Annotated in this window: 15 protein-coding genes; 12 read left to right on the top strand and 3 right to left on the bottom strand. The window is 63.0% G+C overall.

Annotated features, from left to right (window positions below; translation table 11 throughout):
* Window positions 1-111: 111 nt before the first annotated feature.
* Both BM136_RS03520 and BM136_RS03515 read right to left on the bottom strand, forming a co-directional pair.
* On the bottom strand, window positions 112-1,368 hold the full coding sequence (locus BM136_RS03520; protein ID WP_004626959.1) for a branched-chain amino acid ABC transporter substrate-binding protein: 1,257 nt from the start codon (window positions 1,366-1,368) through the stop codon (window positions 112-114).
* Between the two features lie 218 nt (window positions 1,369-1,586).
* Window positions 1,587-3,215 carry a 3-(methylthio)propionyl-CoA ligase gene (locus tag BM136_RS03515; protein ID WP_092970302.1) on the bottom strand — a complete coding sequence of 543 codons (1,629 nt, stop codon included), beginning with the start codon at window positions 3,213-3,215 and terminating at the stop codon, window positions 1,587-1,589.
* Between the two features lie 344 nt (window positions 3,216-3,559).
* On the opposite strand from BM136_RS03515, the gene BM136_RS03510 reads away from it, so the two are divergent.
* The 9 genes from BM136_RS03510 to BM136_RS03470 all read left to right on the top strand — a co-directional run bounded on the left by BM136_RS03510 (window position 3,560) and on the right by BM136_RS03470 (window position 11,758).
* Entirely contained in the window at window positions 3,560-5,149 is a 1,590-nt protein-coding gene (locus BM136_RS03510; RefSeq protein ID WP_092970735.1) for a protein adenylyltransferase SelO, read from the top strand.
* Window positions 5,150-5,308: 159 nt separating this feature from the next.
* On the top strand, window positions 5,309-5,695 hold the full coding sequence (msrB, locus tag BM136_RS03505) for a peptide-methionine (R)-S-oxide reductase MsrB (protein WP_092970300.1): 387 nt from the start codon (window positions 5,309-5,311) through the stop codon (window positions 5,693-5,695).
* Window positions 5,696-5,729: 34 nt separating this feature from the next.
* Entirely contained in the window at window positions 5,730-6,302 is a 573-nt protein-coding gene (locus BM136_RS03500; RefSeq protein ID WP_092970298.1) for a septation protein A, read from the top strand.
* Window positions 6,302-6,574 carry a BolA family protein gene (locus tag BM136_RS03495; RefSeq protein WP_065855099.1) on the top strand — a complete coding sequence of 91 codons (273 nt, stop codon included), beginning with the start codon at window positions 6,302-6,304 and terminating at the stop codon, window positions 6,572-6,574. Before BM136_RS03500 ends, BM136_RS03495 begins: the two co-directional genes overlap by 1 nt.
* Window positions 6,575-6,616: 42 nt before the next feature.
* Window positions 6,617-7,414 (top strand): peptidylprolyl isomerase, encoded by a 798-nt coding sequence (locus BM136_RS03490; protein WP_092970296.1) that lies wholly within the window; start codon window positions 6,617-6,619, stop codon window positions 7,412-7,414.
* 292 nt (window positions 7,415-7,706) lie between these two features.
* Window positions 7,707-8,687 (top strand): ABC transporter substrate-binding protein, encoded by a 981-nt coding sequence (locus BM136_RS03485; protein ID WP_092970294.1) that lies wholly within the window; start codon window positions 7,707-7,709, stop codon window positions 8,685-8,687.
* 177 nt (window positions 8,688-8,864) lie between these two features.
* The gene (locus tag BM136_RS03480; RefSeq protein WP_092970292.1) at window positions 8,865-9,773 is read left to right on the top strand and encodes an ABC transporter permease; all 909 of its coding nucleotides are present in this window, start codon (window positions 8,865-8,867) and stop codon (window positions 9,771-9,773) included.
* Window position 9,774: 1 nt separating this feature from the next.
* Entirely contained in the window at window positions 9,775-10,569 is a 795-nt protein-coding gene (locus BM136_RS03475) for an ABC transporter ATP-binding protein (RefSeq protein WP_092970290.1), read from the top strand.
* Window positions 10,570-10,657: 88 nt separating this feature from the next.
* Window positions 10,658-11,758: a J domain-containing protein gene (locus BM136_RS03470; protein ID WP_092970288.1), complete on the top strand. Its 1,101-nt coding sequence runs from the start codon at window positions 10,658-10,660 to the stop codon at window positions 11,756-11,758.
* 76 nt (window positions 11,759-11,834) lie between these two features.
* Here BM136_RS03470 and BM136_RS03465 read toward each other — a convergent pair whose 3' ends face one another.
* The gene (locus BM136_RS03465) at window positions 11,835-12,908 is read right to left on the bottom strand and encodes a porin (RefSeq protein ID WP_092970286.1); all 1,074 of its coding nucleotides are present in this window, start codon (window positions 12,906-12,908) and stop codon (window positions 11,835-11,837) included.
* A gap of 206 nt (window positions 12,909-13,114) precedes the next feature.
* Here BM136_RS03465 and BM136_RS03460 point away from each other — a divergent pair, with 206 nt between their 5' ends.
* From BM136_RS03460 to BM136_RS03450, 3 genes are all read left to right on the top strand, one after another.
* On the top strand, window positions 13,115-13,807 hold the full coding sequence (locus BM136_RS03460; RefSeq protein ID WP_092970284.1) for a response regulator: 693 nt from the start codon (window positions 13,115-13,117) through the stop codon (window positions 13,805-13,807).
* Complete coding sequence (locus BM136_RS03455) at window positions 13,804-15,222, top strand: sensor histidine kinase (protein WP_092970282.1); 1,419 nt, start codon at window positions 13,804-13,806, stop codon at window positions 15,220-15,222. The genes BM136_RS03460 and BM136_RS03455 overlap by 4 nt, the downstream gene beginning before the upstream one ends.
* A 520-nt stretch (window positions 15,223-15,742) precedes the next feature.
* Window positions 15,743-16,831 (top strand): ABC transporter ATP-binding protein, encoded by a 1,089-nt coding sequence (locus BM136_RS03450; RefSeq protein WP_024975615.1) that lies wholly within the window; start codon window positions 15,743-15,745, stop codon window positions 16,829-16,831.
* The last annotated feature ends 58 nt before the right edge of the window (window positions 16,832-16,889 follow it).

The following is a 16,889-nucleotide window of genomic DNA, read 5'->3' as shown; positions in this document are numbered from 1 at the left end:
GCAGATTCGGCGGAGCATGGGACGCACGCATCAATGCGTGGCCCATGGACTCCGTTTAAAACATCGCCGCACGATAGCATCGGGCGGCCCTTCGGCGCACCACCCGCGGCCTTACTGCGGACGCTTCATCTGGCAGGAGGTTGGCTGCGACGCGACGTACTGATCGAGCACTGCGTCGGTCTTCCAGCCGTATCCGGTGTTTTCCTGGTCGAACTTGACGTTCTTGCCGTTGGTTTTTTCCCAGGTGGCGATGTAGAGCGGCTGCTGGCCCTGGTGGTCAGACGCACGCATCTCGAAGGTGCCATTCAGGCTGTCGACCTTCATGCCCTCGAAGGCCTTGGCAACCTTCGCCGGCTCGGCGGACTTGGTCTGCTTGATGGCCTTGGCCAGCATGGCAATGCCGGTGTACGACGCCATGAGGTAGTAATCGTCGTTGTACTTTTTCTTGTAGCCCTCGACGATATCCGCGCCCTTGTAGCCGTCGTTGTTGACGTTCCAGTAGCCGACGTATTTCACGTGATCGGCACCGGCGGACCCCATCGCAGTCGGCACCCCGGTTGTGGAGGCGTAGTACGTGTAGAAGTTAGCGTTCAAGCCCGCGTCCTTGCCAGCCTTGATGAGCAGCGCCAAGTCGCTGCCCCAGTTGCCGGTGATGACGGTATCGGCACCTGACGACTTGATTTTCGACACGTACGGCGAAAAGTCCTTCACCTGCGCCAGGGGGTGCAGGTCTTCACCCACGATCTCGATGTCCGGACGCTTGCGCTTGAGATATTCCTTGGCCGCACGCGCTACCTGATGACCGAACGAATAGTTCTGGTTGATCAGGTAGACCTTCTTGACCTTCGGATCTTTCGCCAGGAAGCTGGTCAGCGCTTCCATCTTCATGTCGGAGTTGGCGTCCAGGCGGAAGTGCCAGTAATTGCACTTGCTGTTCGTCATGTCCGGGTCAACCGCAGCGTAGTTCAGGTAGACGATTTCCTTACCCGGATTACGCTCGTTGTACTTGGCCACGGCGTCTTCCAGCGCCATGCCGACGCTCGATCCGTTGCCTTGCACGATGTAGTGGATGCCCTGATCTGCTACCTGCTTGAGGGCCGTCAGGCTTTCCTGCGGCGAGAGCTTGTTGTCAAAGCCCACCACTTCGAACTTGGTACCGTCGCCGGCCCAGTTCTTCTGCGTGGCGAGATCGGCGATGTACTGCCAACTGCGTAACTGGTTCTGGCCCAGCGCGCCCATCAGGCCAGACAACGGATCGATCCAGGCGATCTTCACGGTTTCGGCGGCGGACGCTGCAGTGGGCAGTGCTGCCCCACCGATAGCCGCAACACATGCAACAGCCACAACCAACGGACGGAACTTCGTCATGCGTGTCTCCTTCATGTGGTGGAGCCGCCGGCGAGTCACTCTCCGCGTGCCTCTGGTGGGCCTGCGGCTGCTTGCGTCTCCAGGTTGCAACGCGCCCGGGCTTCATTCCGCTGCATCAGTCATCGATACATAGCGGCCGGCCCTGATCCGGTTGTCTTACGTCCGCCGTCCTCGTGCCGGGGTGGCTCCCCTGCACGGGCGGCGGTTTCTATATCTAGCTAAGCCTGTACAGCGGGAAACTGATAATCCTTGAACTGCTCGCGCAACTTGAGCTTCTGCATCTTGCCGGTGGCCGTCAGCGGAATTTCGGTGACGAACACCACGTCGTCCGGAATCCACCACTTCGCGACCTTGCCTTCGAAGAACTTGAGCATCTCCTCCCGTGTGAGTTCCACGCCCGGCTTCTTCATCACCACCAGCAACGGGCGCTCGTCCCATTTCGGGTGATGGCACGAGATGCATGCGGCCATGTGCACGCCGGGGTGCGCTGCGGCCACGTTTTCCACATCGATGGATGAAATCCACTCACCGCCCGACTTGATCACGTCCTTGCTGCGATCGGTGATCTGCATGTAGCCGTCGGCATCGATGTTGGCCACGTCACCCGTCGGGAACCAGCCATCCACCAGCGGCGATACCTCGTTGCGGTAATAGCTCTGGATCGTCCACGGCCCGCGCACGTAGAGATCGCCGAAGGCCTTGCCGTCCCACGGCAATTCGTGGCCCTCGGCATCGACGATCTTCATCTCGACACCGTAGATGGCGCGGCCTTGGCGCTCCAGCACATGCTGCTTGGCCTCATCCGGCAGATCGGCATGCTTGCCCATCAGCTTGCACGTCGTGCCCAGCGGCGACATCTCCGTCATGCCCCACGCGTGGATGACTTCCACGTCCAGCTCGTTGAGCGTGCGGATCATGGCCGGGGGCGCTGCAGAACCACCGATGACCGTGCGGCGGAACGTCGAAAATTTCAGTTTGTTGGCCTGCACGTGTTGCAGCAGACCGAGCCACACCGTTGGCACGCCAGCCGAGAACGTCACCTTTTCCTGCTCGAACAGTTCGAACAGCGAAGCGCCATCCAGTTTCGGCCCAGGGAAGACGAGCTTGGCGCCTACCAGCGGCACCGAATACGGCAGCCCCCACGCGTTGACGTGGAACATCGGCACCACCGGCAGGATCACGTCCTGCGCCGAGCACCCAAGCGCATCCGGCATGGCCGACGCATACGAGTGCAACACCGTGGAGCGATGCGAATACAGCGCGCCCTTGGGGTTGCCCGTGGTGCCCGACGTGTAGCACAGGCTGGACGCGGTGTTCTCGTCGAACTGCGGCCAGGTGTAATCGGCGCTCTGCGCATCCAGCAGCTCTTCATAGCAGAGCATTGGCACGCTGGAGGTGGGCATGTGCGCGCGATCGGTCATCGCCACCCAACCCTTCACGTTCGGGCAATGCGGTGCAATGCCCTCGATGAGCGGCACGAACGTCAGGTCGAAGAAAACGTACTGATCTTCAGCGTGATTGACGATGTAGGCGATCTGGTCGGGAAACAGCCGCGGGTTGATGGTGTGGCACACCGAGCCCGAACCGGAGACGCCGTAATAGATTTCAAGATGGCGATAGCCGTTCCAGGCAAGCGTACCGACACGCTCGCCGGGCTGCACACCGAGTGCGGCCAGCGCATTTGCCAGTTGCTTGGAGCGGTCTCGCACTTGCCGGTACGTGGTGCGATGGATATCGCCCTCGACACGGCGCGACACGACTTCAGTCGAACCGGAATTGCGCGCTGCATGTTCGATGATGGTCGAGATGAGCAAAGGCGCGCTCATCATTTGTCCCATCAGGGCCATGGTGTCTCCTAGAAAAAACTGAACAACCGTTCTATTTTTTGGCCGATTGTTCCCGTGATCGCCAAGCACGTCAACGGGATATTGTTGTGCGCTGCCACATCGGCCCCCATGTTTACCCGGCCATCTGTAAAACCCTGCGAATCGTTGTGGTGCAAGGGTTCGCAGGCTGCAGCTTTCTTTACTCGCAAGTACAATACGCGATAGCGTTGCTGCGTCTCAACATGGCGTTTTCCCCTACGTGAAGCGTATTTTGCTGCGCTGCAAAGCGCACAACATTTGAAGGTTCGGCACTGTTTTTGCGCCGTTTCCTGTGCTATCCGCCGCATGCCCTGCCGCCCCATCCCATGACTGCCTCGCCCGCCGCCTTGCCTGACGATTCCCTTGCGAACCATTTCGACTGGGCAGGCCGCCCCGCCGCCGCCCCTGGCTTCTCAGCGCTGGGCGAACGCTTTCTGACGCGCCTGCCGCCGATGCCCATGCCTTCCGGACCGATTGGCCAGCCCTATCTGGTGGGCTTCTCGCCGGACGCCGCAGCGTCGCTCGGCCTTTCGCGAGCAGAACTTGACACCCCCGCCGGGCTGGCCGTCTTTACCGGGAACGCCGTCGCCCCCTGGAGCGATCCGCTCGCCACCGTGTATTCGGGCCATCAGTTCGGCGTGTGGGCCGGGCAGTTGGGCGATGGCCGCGCGCTGTTGCTAGCCGAGCTGCAGACCGCCGATGGCCCCTGCGAAGTCCAGCTCAAAGGCGCCGGCCGTACGCCGTATTCGCGCATGGGTGACGGGCGGGCTGTGCTGCGCTCGTCCATCCGCGAATTTCTGTGCTCGGAAGCCATGGCAGGACTTGGGATTCCAACCACCCGCGCCCTGTGCGTGACCGGCGCTGACGCCCCCGTCCGCCGCGAAGAGATCGAAACCGCCGCCGTTGTCACACGCCTTGCGCCGTCGTTCGTGCGCTTCGGCCACTTCGAGCACTTTGCGGCCAGCGAACAACTGCCCCAGCTTCGCGCACTTGCCGATTACGTCATCGACCGCTTCTACCCCGCCTGCCGCAGCGAGCCGCAACCGTATCTCGCCCTGCTGCGCGAGCTGGCCCGCCGCACGGCTGAACTGATGGCCGATTGGCAGGCCGTTGGCTTCTGCCACGGCGTGATGAACACCGACAACATGTCGATCCTCGGCCTCACGCTCGACTACGGCCCCTTCGGCTTCCTGGATGGCTTTGACGCCAACCACATCTGCAACCACTCCGACACCGGCGGCCGTTACGCCTACGCACAGCAGCCGCAAATCGGCTACTGGAATCTGTTCTGCCTCGCGCAGGCGTTGCTGCCTTTGTTCGGCGAAGATCCCGACGTTTTCGTCAATTTGAGCGACGAAGCGCAGGCCCAACCTGCCATCGATGCTGCACAAAACGTGTTGCTGACCTATCGCGACGTCTACGGCGCAGCCTTCTACGCACGTTATCGCGCCAAGCTGGGCCTCTCCACCGCGCAGGACGAAGACGAAACCCTCTTTGGCGACCTGTTCAAGCTGCTGCACACACAGCGCACCGATTACACGTTGTTCTTCCGCCACCTTGCCGAAGTGCGCCGCGACGACACGCCCGCCGCGGCAGAAGCGCGCACCGTGCGCGATTTCTTCTTCGATCGCGCAGCCGCAGACGCGTGGCTTGCCGCCTATCGCCAGCGCTTGCAGGCCGAACCGCAATCCGACGACGAGCGCGCTGCCGCCATGCATCGCGTCAATCCGAAATACGTACTGCGCAACCACCTGGCTGAAATCGCCATCCGCCGCGCCAAGGAAAAGGATTTCTCCGAAGTCGAAAACCTGCGCGCCGTGCTCGCCCGCCCGTTTGACGACCACCCCGGCTTCGAGCATTACGCGCAGCCTGCACCCGATTGGGCATCGTCGTTGGAAGTGAGCTGCTCGTCGTGATCCGGCATGCCGATATGTAGCCAGGCGTGATGCGCCGGTACTGACACCATGCTCTAATCCGCGCCTGTCAGGATTGCCGCACTAGCACGACAAAACAAAGTCAGCCGCCCGATCGATTCCATCCTGCGGCTGCCGAATCCAACAAGGAGTCTCATCACCATGACCGTCATGAAATCCGACGCCGAATGGCGCGACCAACTCTCCGACATCGAATACCGCGTCACCCGCGAAGCGGCCACCGAACGGCCCTTCACGGGCAAATATTGGGACCACTGGGACCGGGGCGTCTACAACTGCGTCTGCTGCGGCACGCCGCTGTTTGAATCGTCGACCAAGTTTGATGCCGGTTGCGGCTGGCCGAGCTATTTCCAGCCCATCAACGGCGAGGTGATCGCCGAGAAAACCGACCGCTCGCACGGCATGCTGCGCATCGAAGTGCAATGCAAGAACTGCGGCGCGCACCTCGGCCACGTGTTCGAAGATGGCCCTGCGCCCACCGGTCTGCGGTATTGCATCAACTCGGCTGCGCTAAAATTCGGCGATTGATCTTCCGCCCCTGCCCACCTAAGCGCGTTCCCGCATGAAATTCCTGTTCGATCTGTTCCCGGTCATCCTGTTCTTTGCTGCCTTCAAGGTGGCCGGTATTTATGTGGCGACCACCGTCGCGATGGTCGCCACCGTGCTGCAGATCGCCTGGGTGTGGTTCAAGCACCGCAAGGTCGACGCCATGCAGTGGCTGTCGCTGCTCATCATCGGTGTGTTTGGCGGCGCCACGCTCATCTTTCACAACGAGACGTTCATCAAGTGGAAGCCGACGGTGCTGTATTGGCTGTTTGGCGTGGTGCTGCTGGGCAGCGTGGTGTTCGTTCGCAAGAACCTCATCCGCGCCATGATGGAGCAGCAGGTATCGCTGCCCGAGCCGATGTGGGGCCGCCTGAACCTGGTGTGGGCGCTGTTCTTCCTGGTCATGGGCTGCCTGAACCTCTACGTGGCCTACAACTTCGATACCGACGTGTGGGTCAACTTCAAGCTGTTCGGCTCGATGGGCCTGATGGTGGTGTTCATCCTTGCGCAAAGTGTCTGGCTGGCGCGCCACATGCAGGAGCGCCCCGCCAACGCGGCCAACGACGCCAACATTGGAGACGACCGCTGATGGCCGCAGATCCGCGAGAAATCGAACGCCTCCTGCGCGAGGCGTTCCAGCCCGCCCACCTCGTCGTGGAAGACGACAGTGCCAAGCATGCCGGACACGCCGGCGCGGCCTCCGGCGGCGGCCATTACAACGTCGAAATCGTCAGCGCGGCCTTTGCCGGCAAGAACCGTTTGGCGCGCCATCGCATGGTGTATGATGCGCTGCACACGCTGTGGCCGGCGGCAATTCATGCCCTGGCGATCCGCGCGGTCACTCCCGAAGAAAACACGTAAGCGCATTCCACGCTCACTCGTCCTTCCCTCGAACGCAATCCCATGAAGATTTCCAGCCTCACTGCCAGCCTGCTGGCTGTTGCCATTGCTGCGACCGTTGCTCCCGCCATGGCGCAAAACGCCGCGGTGGTCAACGGCAAAGCCATCCCGAGCGCCAAGGTGGACGCGCTGATCAAGAAGTCGGGCCAGCCCGAATCGCCCGAGCTGCGTGCCAAGGCCCGCGACATGCTGGTCGATCGTGAACTGATCGAGCAGGACGCCGCCAAGCGCGGTCTGCTGGAGCGCGACGACGTTCAGGAGCAACTGGCTTCTGCACGACTGAACGTGCTGGTGGCAGCCGAGTTTGAAGACTACGTCAAGAACAGCCCCGCCACCGAAGACGAACTGCACAAGCAGTACGACAAGATCAAGGCGCAGTTCGGCAACGGCAAGGAATACCACGCCCACCACATCCTGGTGGACAAGGAAGCCGACGCAAAGGCCATCATCGCCAAGCTGAAGGCTGGCGCCAAGTTTGAAGACATCGCCAAGGCGCAATCGAAGGACAAGGGATCGGGCGCTAACGGCGGCGATCTGGACTGGGCGAACCCGGGCACCTACGTTCCGGAATTCTCGGCAGCTCTTACCGGCCTGAAGAAGGGCCAGATCACCCAGACGCCGGTCAAGACGCAATTCGGCTGGCACGTGATCCGTCTGGACGACACGCGCGACGCGAAGATCCCGTCGTATGAAGACGTCAAGCCGCAACTGCTCGAAATGATGATGGGCGATCAGAACTGGCAACGCAGCAAGTTCCAGGCGATGCTGAAAGACCTGCGCGAAAAAGCGAAGATCCAGTAAGCAGCAGCCCGTTGGGGCAGTGAAAAAAGGGGCCTCGTGCCCCTTTTTGACTTGATGGCCGCGTTGCATCGCACGCAACCGGAATGCCCCTCCTGCACCCCCCCCGAGTTCTTTTGAAGTGTTTGCTGAAAAGCATTGCGATTTGTCCCATAATGTGCGCCCACGTGCGCCGGCATTGCACTGCTTCGGTGCAACCAAGAATCAAGAGAGTCTGAAAAACCAACCACGCCGGCGCGGGCACATCCCGCTCGCTGCCAGAGCGAAACCACCCAAAAGGAAACAGGAGATCCTTATGTCCACGTTCAAGCACGCCTTCCGCCTTGCCGCGCTTGCTGCCATTCCGATGGCTCTGCTGCAAGCCGCACCGGCGCTGGCCCAGGCCACGAAGTCGGTTGAAGTGCTCGCCATCGTTGAGCACCCGGCGCTCGACGCCATCCGCGACGGCGCCAAGGAACAGCTCAAGGCCGAAGGCTTTGACGCAGGCAAGAACCTGAAGTGGGAATACCAGAGCGCGCAAGGCAGCACGGCCACCGCCGCGCAGATCGCCCGCAAGTTCATTGGCGACAAGCCGGACGCCATCATCGCCATCGCCACGCCGTCGGCGCAGGCCGTTGTGGCTGCCACCAAGTCGATCCCCGTCGTGTATTCGGGCGTGACGGATCCTGTGGCCGCACAACTGGTCAAGAGCTGGGAGCCGACCGGCACCAACGTGACCGGCGTGTCTGACAAGCTGCCGCTGGACAAGCAGATCGCCCTGATCAAGCGTGTGGTGCCGAATGCCAAGCGCGTGGGCATGGTCTACAACCCGGGTGAAGCGAACTCGGTCGTGGTCGTCACTGAGCTGAAGAAGCTGCTGTCGGCGCAAGGCATGACGCTGGTCGAATCGGCCGCACCGCGTACCGTGGACATCGCCCCGGCCGCCAAGAACCTGATCGGCAAGGTCGACGTGATTTACACGAACACCGACAACAACGTGGTGTCGGCGTACGAATCGCTGGTGAAGGTGGCCAACGAAGCGAAGATCCCGCTGGTGGCTGGCGATACCGATAGCGTGAAGCGTGGCGCCATCGCGGCGCTGGGCATCAACTACTACAAGCTCGGCCAGCAGACCGGCAAGGTCGTCGCCCGCATCCTGAAGGGTGAGAAGCCGGGCGCCATCGCCTCGGCCGGCAGCACCGACCTGGAGCTGTTCGTGAACGAAGGCGCGGCCAAGAAGCAAGGCGCGACCCTGTCGGCGGATCTGCTGAAGGACGCCAAGGAAGTCATCAAGTAACTCACAAGGCGTCGGGGGCCGGCCTCCGCCTGGCGGAGCCGTCCTGGCGCGGGTCTGGCTGCCCGAGCCTCAACGCGGCTATCCGCCGCATAATGGCCGGGCGCTTACGCTGCTACCCATAAGCGTCCCCGTTCATTGCATACAGGCCGGTGCCCAACCACCGCGCCCTACTCTGTCATGTCACTGTTTTCATTGCTCGGCGCCCTGGAGATCGGTCTGATCTTCAGTCTCGTGGCGCTCGGGGTGCTGATCTCCTTCCGCATCCTTAACTTCCCTGACCTCACTGTCGACGGCAGCTTTCCGATGGGCGGCGCTGTGGCGGCCACGCTCATCGCCGGCGGACACGACCCGTTCATGTCGACGCTGGGTGGCACGCTGGCCGGCGCAGTTGCCGGTTTCATCACGGGCTGGCTCAACGTTCGCCTGAAAATCATGGATCTGCTCGCCAGTATCCTGATGATGATCGCGCTGTACTCGGTCAACCTGCGCATCATGGGCAAGCCGAACGTGCCACTGATCTCCGAACCGACGATCTTCTCGCTGCTGCAGCCCGAATGGATGCCCGACTACGTGTTCCGCCCCGTGCTGCTGGGCGTGGTCGTGGTGATCGTCAAGCTGCTGGTGGACTGGTTCTTCTCGACGCAGATCGGCCTGTCGCTGCGCGCGACCGGTGCCAACCCGCGCATGGCTCGCGCGCAGGGCGTTGCCACGGGCGCGGCCACGCTGGCCGGCATGGCGCTGTCCAACGCACTGGTGGCGCTTGCTGGCGCGCTGTACGCGCAAACACAGGGCGGCGCCGACGTGTCGATGGGGATCGGCACCATCGTCATCGGCCTGGCCGCCGTCATCATCGGCGAGACCGTGCTGCCGGCACGCCGCCTGGTGCTGACCACGCTGGCCGTGGTGGTGGGCGCGATCCTGTATCGATTCTTCATCGCCTTGGCGCTCAACAGCGATTTCATCGGCCTGCAAGCACAGGATCTGAACATGGTGACCGCCGCGCTGGTGGTGATCGCCCTCGTACTGCCCGGTGTGCGCCGCAAGGTGTTCGGCAAGTTCGTCAAGACTACTACCAAGGGGAACTGACATGCTGAGCGCACAAGGACTCACCCTCACCTTCAACCCCGGCACGCCCATCGAGACGCGCGCGCTGCGCGGTCTGTCGCTGGAGATCCCGTCAGGCCAGTTCGTGGCTGTGATCGGCTCGAACGGCGCCGGCAAGTCGACGTTCCTGAACTCCATCAGCGGTGACTACATCGTCGATTCGGGCAGCATCACCATCGACGGCGAAGACGTCACGCGCAAGACCGCGTGGCAACGCGCCGACAAGGTCGCCCGCGTGTTCCAGGACCCGATGGCCGGCACCTGCGAAAACCTGACCATCGAAGAGAACATGTCGCTGGCCATGTGCCGCGGGCAGCGTCGCGGTTTCTCGTTCGCGACCAACTGCAAGTGGCGCGAGATCTTCCGGGAGCAACTGCGCCGGCTGGACTTGGGCCTCGAAAACCGCCTGACCGACCGCATTGGTCTGCTCTCCGGCGGCCAGCGCCAGGCCGTGAGTCTGCTGATGGCATCGCTGCAGCCGTCGCGCATCCTGCTGCTGGACGAGCACACTGCCGCGCTGGACCCGAAAACGGCCGCCTTCGTGCTAGAGCTGACCGCCAAGATCGTCTCGGAGAGCAAGCTGACGACGATGATGGTGACCCACTCCATGCGCCAGGCGCTCGACTACGGCGATCGCACGGTGATGCTGCATCAGGGCAACGTGATCCTCGACGTGCAAGGCGAGGAACGCCGCGGCCTGGACGTGCCGCACTTGCTGCAGAAGTTCGAGGAAACGCGCGGCGCCAAGGTGGATGACGACGCGCTGTTGCTGGGCTGATCCCGTTCCTGGGCGTCACCGCGGCGCTCAGGGCCGCCACATCACACAGACCGGGCTCCCTTAGCGGAGCCCGCGACATTTCCGCTCCATGACCAAGGCACACCGTCCGCCCATCAGCATTACACCCGATCAGCACCCGGACGAATCCCTAACGCTGTCGAAGGCCCAGAAAGCATTCAACGCACTGATCAAGCAGATCGAGAATCGGCGCAAGCGGCTGGCGGACTGGGAGGCGGCTACCGTTCAGTTCCAGAGCCGATATGCCAGCGAGTTCCTGCCGCTGGAGCGAACCCGCACCGAGTTGCAGATCCGCCTTGTGCGCAGCCTCGACCAAGTCTACGAGCACGACGGCTTTACCAAAGCCGAGCGCCGCAAGATGTCCGCGCTCATCGTCGATCTGGCACGCGATCTGATTGATGAAGACCCGAGCCTGAAGCCGCTCTACAACAAATACAGCGGCACAGACTTCGACCGGCAAACCGCGCTGCAAGCCGCAGAGATGAAGTCGAGGCTGGAAGCTGCGCTCGGGGTCGACCTGGGCGACGACACGGATGACCACTCAGAGGAAGCGCTGCTGCAACGCGCCCGCGCGCACATCGAGCAACGGGCCGAGAAAAAGGCCGCCGCCGCAAGCAAGCGCGAAGCCCGCCGGGCCGCCCGGCAGAAATCTCCCAAGCAACTTGCCGCAGAAGCACGGGAAGAAGACGAGCAGGCGAAGATCAGCCTGTCCATCCGCGAGGTCTATCGCAAGCTCGCCAGCGCCCTACACCCGGACCGGGAGAGCGATCCGCAGGAGCGGGACCGGAAGACACGGCTCATGCAGCGCGTCAACGAGGCGTACGACAAGAACAACCTGCTGCAACTGCTGGAATTGCAGCTTGAGCTTGAGCACATCGACCAGCATTCCATCAACCGGATCAGCGAAGCGCGACTGACGCACTACAACCAGATCCTGAAAGACCAGGTGCGGGAGCTTGACAGGCAGATCCATCGGGTCGAGACCACGTTCCGATATACGTACGGGTATCAGCAATTCGAAGCGCTGCCGCCGGACGCCGTCTTGCAAAAACTCGACCTCGAGATCGCTGCGCTGCGCCAACAGGTGCGCAATATCGAGCAGGACCTTGCCGCCTTCGACGATTTCCGCGACGTGCGGCGCATGCTGAAATCCCGCTCGACGCTCGACTGACGACCTGCTGAGCCGCACGCCGATCCAGCAAAACGGGCACCCGAAGGTGCCCGTGTTCGCTACTGCGATCTGTCGATCAGAAGCGGTGTTGCAGGCCCGCCGTCACACCGACCTGGTTGTTGCCATAACCCACCACGTCGCGCGACAGGCTCACGTTCTGGCCGTTCTTGGCCTTGGCATAACCAGCAGACAGATACGCCGTGGTGCGCTTGGACAGCGCGTACTGGCCGCGCACCGAGAACAGGATCGGATCGGCATCCGTGCCGTCCTTGATGTTTTGCTTGTACACCGCGCCATACAGCGTGAAGGCCGGCGTCACGTCGTAGCTGGCGCCCGCCCAATACATATCGCTGCGTAGGCTGGCGGTGGCCGTGGTGAACGCGCGCTTGTAGTTGCGATAGCCCGCGAACAGCTTCAGTGCGCCGAAGTCGTAGCTGGCGCCGGCGTGAATGCCCTGGATGTAATCGGTCGTGTCTGCCGGCGTGGTGCTGTTGCCCGCGCCGTTCTGGCGATCCCACGTGACGGCTGCCGAGAAGCCGCCCACGCTGTAGCCGACGCCCAGGTCGTACTTGGAGCTGCTCTTGAAGTTGCCGGCTGCCTCGCCAAAGCCCACCGTGGCGCCAAGTTTCAGGCCACCAAAGGTGCCGTCATAGCGCACGGCGTTGGAAGCGCGCGAGAACAGGCCGTCCTTGCGGTCGCCCGTTGCCGTGGACGACGTCGCCCACGAGTAGTTCGGCGCGTAGCCCATCGGGTCGTACGGCAGCATGAAGTCGTACGTGGTCGTGAACGTGCGACCTGCCACCACTTGCCCGAAGCCGCCTGCCAGACCGACCACAGCGCGGCGGTCGAACAGCGTGTTGTCGGTGTCGAGCTTGCCGGTGTCGATGGCGATACCGCTTTCCAGATTGAACACGGCCTTCAGGCCGCCGCCCAGGTCTTCGGTGCCGCGCATGCCCCAGCGCGACGTGTTCTTGCCGCCCGAGACGAGGCGCGTGGCGCTGCCGCCGTTCGGGCCGGCGTGGTTCACATACTCGATACCCGAATCCATGATCCCGTACAGGGTCACGTTGGAGGATTGAGCGGCGGCAGTACCGGCCGTGGTGGCGGTGGCAAGCGCAACCACTGCCAGCGCCATCGAAGTCTTGTTCATCAGGTCTCCCTTATTCGTTGTCCTTGCGCAAGAGCCCCAGTCACAGGGGCTTTGGGCGGGACGGATCGTATGAGGGGCGCACTTTCAGTTCACTTTCGATTGACGGGAAATTGCGCAGTGTGTCGCGGCGTTCTCGGGGGTTTCCCTAGCTTCAAAACATGCGGCGATGTCTGTATTCCTCTGCGGCTGATTGAGAGACGTCCGATATGCGCATCCTGTTGGTGGAAGACAACCTGAAGCTGGCCAGCACGCTGGAAGAAGCCCTGAGCCAGGCCGGCTTCACCGTCGATTGCGTGCATGACGGCCACGCAGCCGACTTGCTGCTCACCACGCAGGACTACGCGCTCGCCATTCTCGACATTGGCCTGCCGCGCCTGGACGGGTTGGAAGTGCTGCGCCGCCTGCGCGCGCGCAAGAACCCGCTGCCGGTGATGATTCTGACCGCTCATGGCGCCGTGGAAGAACGCGTGCGCGGCCTGAACCTCGGGGCTGACGATTACCTTGCGAAACCGTTCGACCTGACCGAAGTCGAAGCCCGCGCCCGAGCGCTTATCCGGCGCAGCCACGGCCACGAAAGCACGCAGCTGCAATGCGGCCCGCTGCACTACGACGGCATCAGCGGTGCCTTCACGCTTCATGGCGAACTGCTCGCCCTGACCGGCCGCGAGCGCGCCGTGCTGGAGGTGCTGATGCTGCGCGATGGCCGCGCCGTCAACAAAGCTGCCATCTCAGAAAAGATCTTCAGCATCAATGAATCGGTCAACGCCGATGCCATCGAGATCTACGTGCATCGCTTGCGCAAGAAACTCGACGGCAGCGGTGTGGCCATCGTCATGCTGCGCGGGCTCGGGTATCTGCTGGAAGCCACGCCCGGCACGCCGGCGGCCACAGGCCGATGAGCCCGCTTACCCTGCGCCGGCAGCTTTCGTTCTGGCTGCTGCTACCGCTGATGGGGCTGCTTGCGCTCGACGCCTGGCTCACGTATGCGCGGGCCATGACGGCTGCAAACGCCGCCTTCGACCGTACGCTCGAAGCGTCGCTCAAGGCCATGCGCGAGGGCGTACGCCTGCGCAACAAGCAGTTCGCCATTGATCTGCCCTATCTCGCACTGGACATTCTCGAATCGGAAACGGGCAGCAGCATCTTCTACCGGATTGTCGATACCGGCGGCAGCACGCTCACCGGCTACGACGATTTGCCCATGCCTGGCGGACGACGCCCCACGCCGTATCGCACTGTCTTCTACGACACGCTGTTTCGCGGCATGCAAGTGCGCATGGCCGCGCAGCCGCTGCCGGTGCGCGACGCACAGTCGGCCGAGACGCAGATCATCTGGCTTCTGGTGGGCGAAACGCTGGAGCCGCGCGAGGCGCTGGCGCACGAGATTCTGGCCGGCTCATTGCAGCAGGAGGTGCTGCTGGTGGTGCTGGCGGTGGGCATCGTCTGGCTGGGTGTGCGGCGCGGCTTGCGACCGCTGCGCCAGCTGAGCGAAACCGTTGCCGGACGCGGCACCGATGAGCTTGCCCCGCTTCCGCAGCAGGGTTTGCCGGCAGAAGTCGCTCCGCTGGTCGAGGCCATCAATCAGTATGTGGCGCGCCTGCTGCGCATGGTGCAAGCCCGCAAGCGCTTCTTTGCCGATGCCGCACATCAATTGAAGACGCCGCTGGCCGTGATCCAGGCGCAATCCGAACTCGCCCTGCGCGAGCCCGATGGAGAACGCATCCGCCGCCATCTTGAGCCCTTGCACGGCACCGTGCGCCAGGCCGCGCGGGGCGTGCAGCAACTGCTGTCGCTCTCCCGCCTGGAGACCGACAGCGGCTATGCGCCGCAACTCCAGCCGCTGCGCCTCGACACACTGGCCAGCGATGTCGCGCTGGAACTGGCGCCCGTCGCGCGCAAATCCGGCGTCGATCTCGGCTTTGAAGGCGAACCCGTCACGGTGGCCGGCGAGCCCCAATGGCTGCAGGAGCTGATCGGCAATCTGCTTGATAACGCCATCCTCTACGCCGGAAACGGCGCGCGCGTCACGCTGCGGGTCAAGCGTCAGGCGATGGCGATGCTCGGCGAGCAAGCCGTGCTGCAAGTGGAAGACGATGGCCCCGGCATTGCCGTGCCGGAGCGCGATGCGGTCTTCGGCCGTTTCTATCGCGGCGCGGCATCGGAAGGCCACGACGGCAGCGGTCTGGGTCTGGCGATCGTTCGCGAGATCGCTCGCCTGCATGGCGGCACGGTCGCGCTGTCGGAAACGCCCGGTGGAGGGCTGACCGTAAGCGTCTACCTGGCGTTGGCATTGGCTGAAGAGCCGGCCGCCTGAACGCAGGTTGCTGCACGACAACATTGTCTTCGCACGGCTCGCACACTTCCCCCAACGCCGTGCACCGTTTGCGTGACGCGGCGGCGCACCATTTCCACGCACCCTGACCGGCTCGCGGTACCGCCGAAATTGGTTCCATCTGCGCTCTGTTATGCCCGCCGCACGCGGGCTGGCATACGACCTAAACTCAAACACATCGACGCGACGGCACGATCGACCGCCGAGCTTGCTCGGGCAAGGCATCCGGGGTTTTCCCTATTGTGGTGCCACGGGCCGCACGCCCGTGGGCCACACCTGACGCGCCGCCAAAAATGGCTCCATCAAATAACCAGGATTGGGTCCACTTTGCAGAACAATGAGCCGCTATAGTCCATCAACAATTCGTCACAACACGGCATGTTGACCGACCCGAACGGATCGGAGAACGGCAGGACAGGCGGCACGAGCGTAAGCCAGCGAATGCCGCCTGCAGCCGACAGCGCTCAGGCCCGATGACCGACATGGTATGGAGGAAGCAGCAATGAAGACCGACGACGTGATCGTCAGCTTTCGCGGTGTACGTAAGACGTATGACGGCGAGACCCTCGTGGTCAAGCATCTGGACCTGGACATCTACCAGGGTGAGTTCCTGACCCTGCTCGGCCCCTCCGGCTCGGGCAAGACCACGTGCCTGATGATGCTGGCCGGGTTCGAATTTCCGACCGGCGGCGAGATCCGCCTGGAAGGCGCCCTGCTCAACAACGTGCCGCCGCACAAGCGCAACATCGGCATGGTGTTCCAGAACTACGCGCTGTTTCCGCACCTGACGGTGGCGCAGAACGTGGAATACCCGCTGACGGTGCGCAAAATCCCCGCCAGCGAGCGTGCAGACCGCGTGCACAAGGCCCTGCAGATGGTCCGCATGGAAGGCTTTGCCAAGCGCTACCCGGCGCAGCTCTCGGGCGGCCAGCAGCAGCGCATTGCACTGGCGCGCGCGCTGGTGTTCGAGCCCAAGCTCGTGCTGATGGACGAACCACTGGGTGCACTCGACAAGCAACTGCGCGAACACATGCAGTACGAGCTGAAATCCCTACACGAAAAGCTGGGCGTGACCTTCGTCTACGTGACGCACGATCAGGGCGAGGCGCTCACCATGTCCGACCGCGTGGCCGTATTCGACAAGGGCATCGTGCAGCAGCTCGACACGGTAGATAGCCTCTACGAACGCCCCTGCAACGAGTTCGTCGCCAACTTCATCGGCGACAGCAACACGCTGCGCGGCACCGTCACCCGCGTCGAAGGCGACTACTGCGAACTGCAGCTCAACGACGGCGCCCGCATCATGGGCCGCAATATTGCCGGCGCCAATGTGGGTGCCACCGCCACTGGCTGCATCCGGCCCGAGCGCATGCGCCTGGCCGAGGGCGCCTCCGCTGCCGGCAATGCGTTGCAGGGCCAGACACGCGGCCTCGTCTACTTTGGCGACCACGTGCGCATGCGCTGCGCCCTGCCCGATCAGCCCGAATGTTTTGTGAAGGTGCCGCTCGGCACGCGCGCGCTCGAAGGCTTCGCGCCGGGCGCACCGATCCAGCTTGAGTTCGCACCGGAACACCTGCGCGTTTTTGCATGACGCACGCGGGCAGCCCTGCCCGCATGCCAAGACCACACGTTGTACCCACACGCCAAAA

Source organism: Ralstonia sp. NFACC01, from assembly GCF_900115545.1.
In the GTDB taxonomy this organism is placed as follows: Bacteria; Pseudomonadota; Gammaproteobacteria; order Burkholderiales; family Burkholderiaceae; genus Ralstonia; species Ralstonia mojiangensis.
This window is presented reverse-complemented; position numbering and strand designations above follow the sequence as displayed.

Coding starts and splice junctions, on each gene's coding strand:
- BM136_RS03490 (WP_092970296.1), top strand. CDS start 6,617: ATGAAGATTTCCAGCCTCACTGCCAGCCTGCTGGCTGTTGCCATTGCT.
- BM136_RS03500 (WP_092970298.1), top strand. CDS start 5,730: ATGAAATTCCTGTTCGATCTGTTCCCGGTCATCCTGTTCTTTGCTGCC.
- BM136_RS03470 (WP_092970288.1), top strand. CDS start 10,658: ATGACCAAGGCACACCGTCCGCCCATCAGCATTACACCCGATCAGCAC.
- BM136_RS03460 (WP_092970284.1), top strand. CDS start 13,115: ATGCGCATCCTGTTGGTGGAAGACAACCTGAAGCTGGCCAGCACGCTG.
- BM136_RS03450 (WP_024975615.1), top strand. CDS start 15,743: ATGAAGACCGACGACGTGATCGTCAGCTTTCGCGGTGTACGTAAGACG.
- BM136_RS03485 (WP_092970294.1), top strand. CDS start 7,707: ATGTCCACGTTCAAGCACGCCTTCCGCCTTGCCGCGCTTGCTGCCATT.
- BM136_RS03455 (WP_092970282.1), top strand. CDS start 13,804: ATGAGCCCGCTTACCCTGCGCCGGCAGCTTTCGTTCTGGCTGCTGCTA.
- BM136_RS03475 (WP_092970290.1), top strand. CDS start 9,775: ATGCTGAGCGCACAAGGACTCACCCTCACCTTCAACCCCGGCACGCCC.
- BM136_RS03465 (WP_092970286.1), bottom strand. CDS start 12,908: ATGAACAAGACTTCGATGGCGCTGGCAGTGGTTGCGCTTGCCACCGCC.
- BM136_RS03510 (WP_092970735.1), top strand. CDS start 3,560: ATGACTGCCTCGCCCGCCGCCTTGCCTGACGATTCCCTTGCGAACCAT.
- BM136_RS03515 (WP_092970302.1), bottom strand. CDS start 3,215: ATGGCCCTGATGGGACAAATGATGAGCGCGCCTTTGCTCATCTCGACC.
- BM136_RS03495 (WP_065855099.1), top strand. CDS start 6,302: ATGGCCGCAGATCCGCGAGAAATCGAACGCCTCCTGCGCGAGGCGTTC.
- BM136_RS03480 (WP_092970292.1), top strand. CDS start 8,865: ATGTCACTGTTTTCATTGCTCGGCGCCCTGGAGATCGGTCTGATCTTC.
- msrB (WP_092970300.1), top strand. CDS start 5,309: ATGACCGTCATGAAATCCGACGCCGAATGGCGCGACCAACTCTCCGAC.
- BM136_RS03520 (WP_004626959.1), bottom strand. CDS start 1,368: ATGACGAAGTTCCGTCCGTTGGTTGTGGCTGTTGCATGTGTTGCGGCT.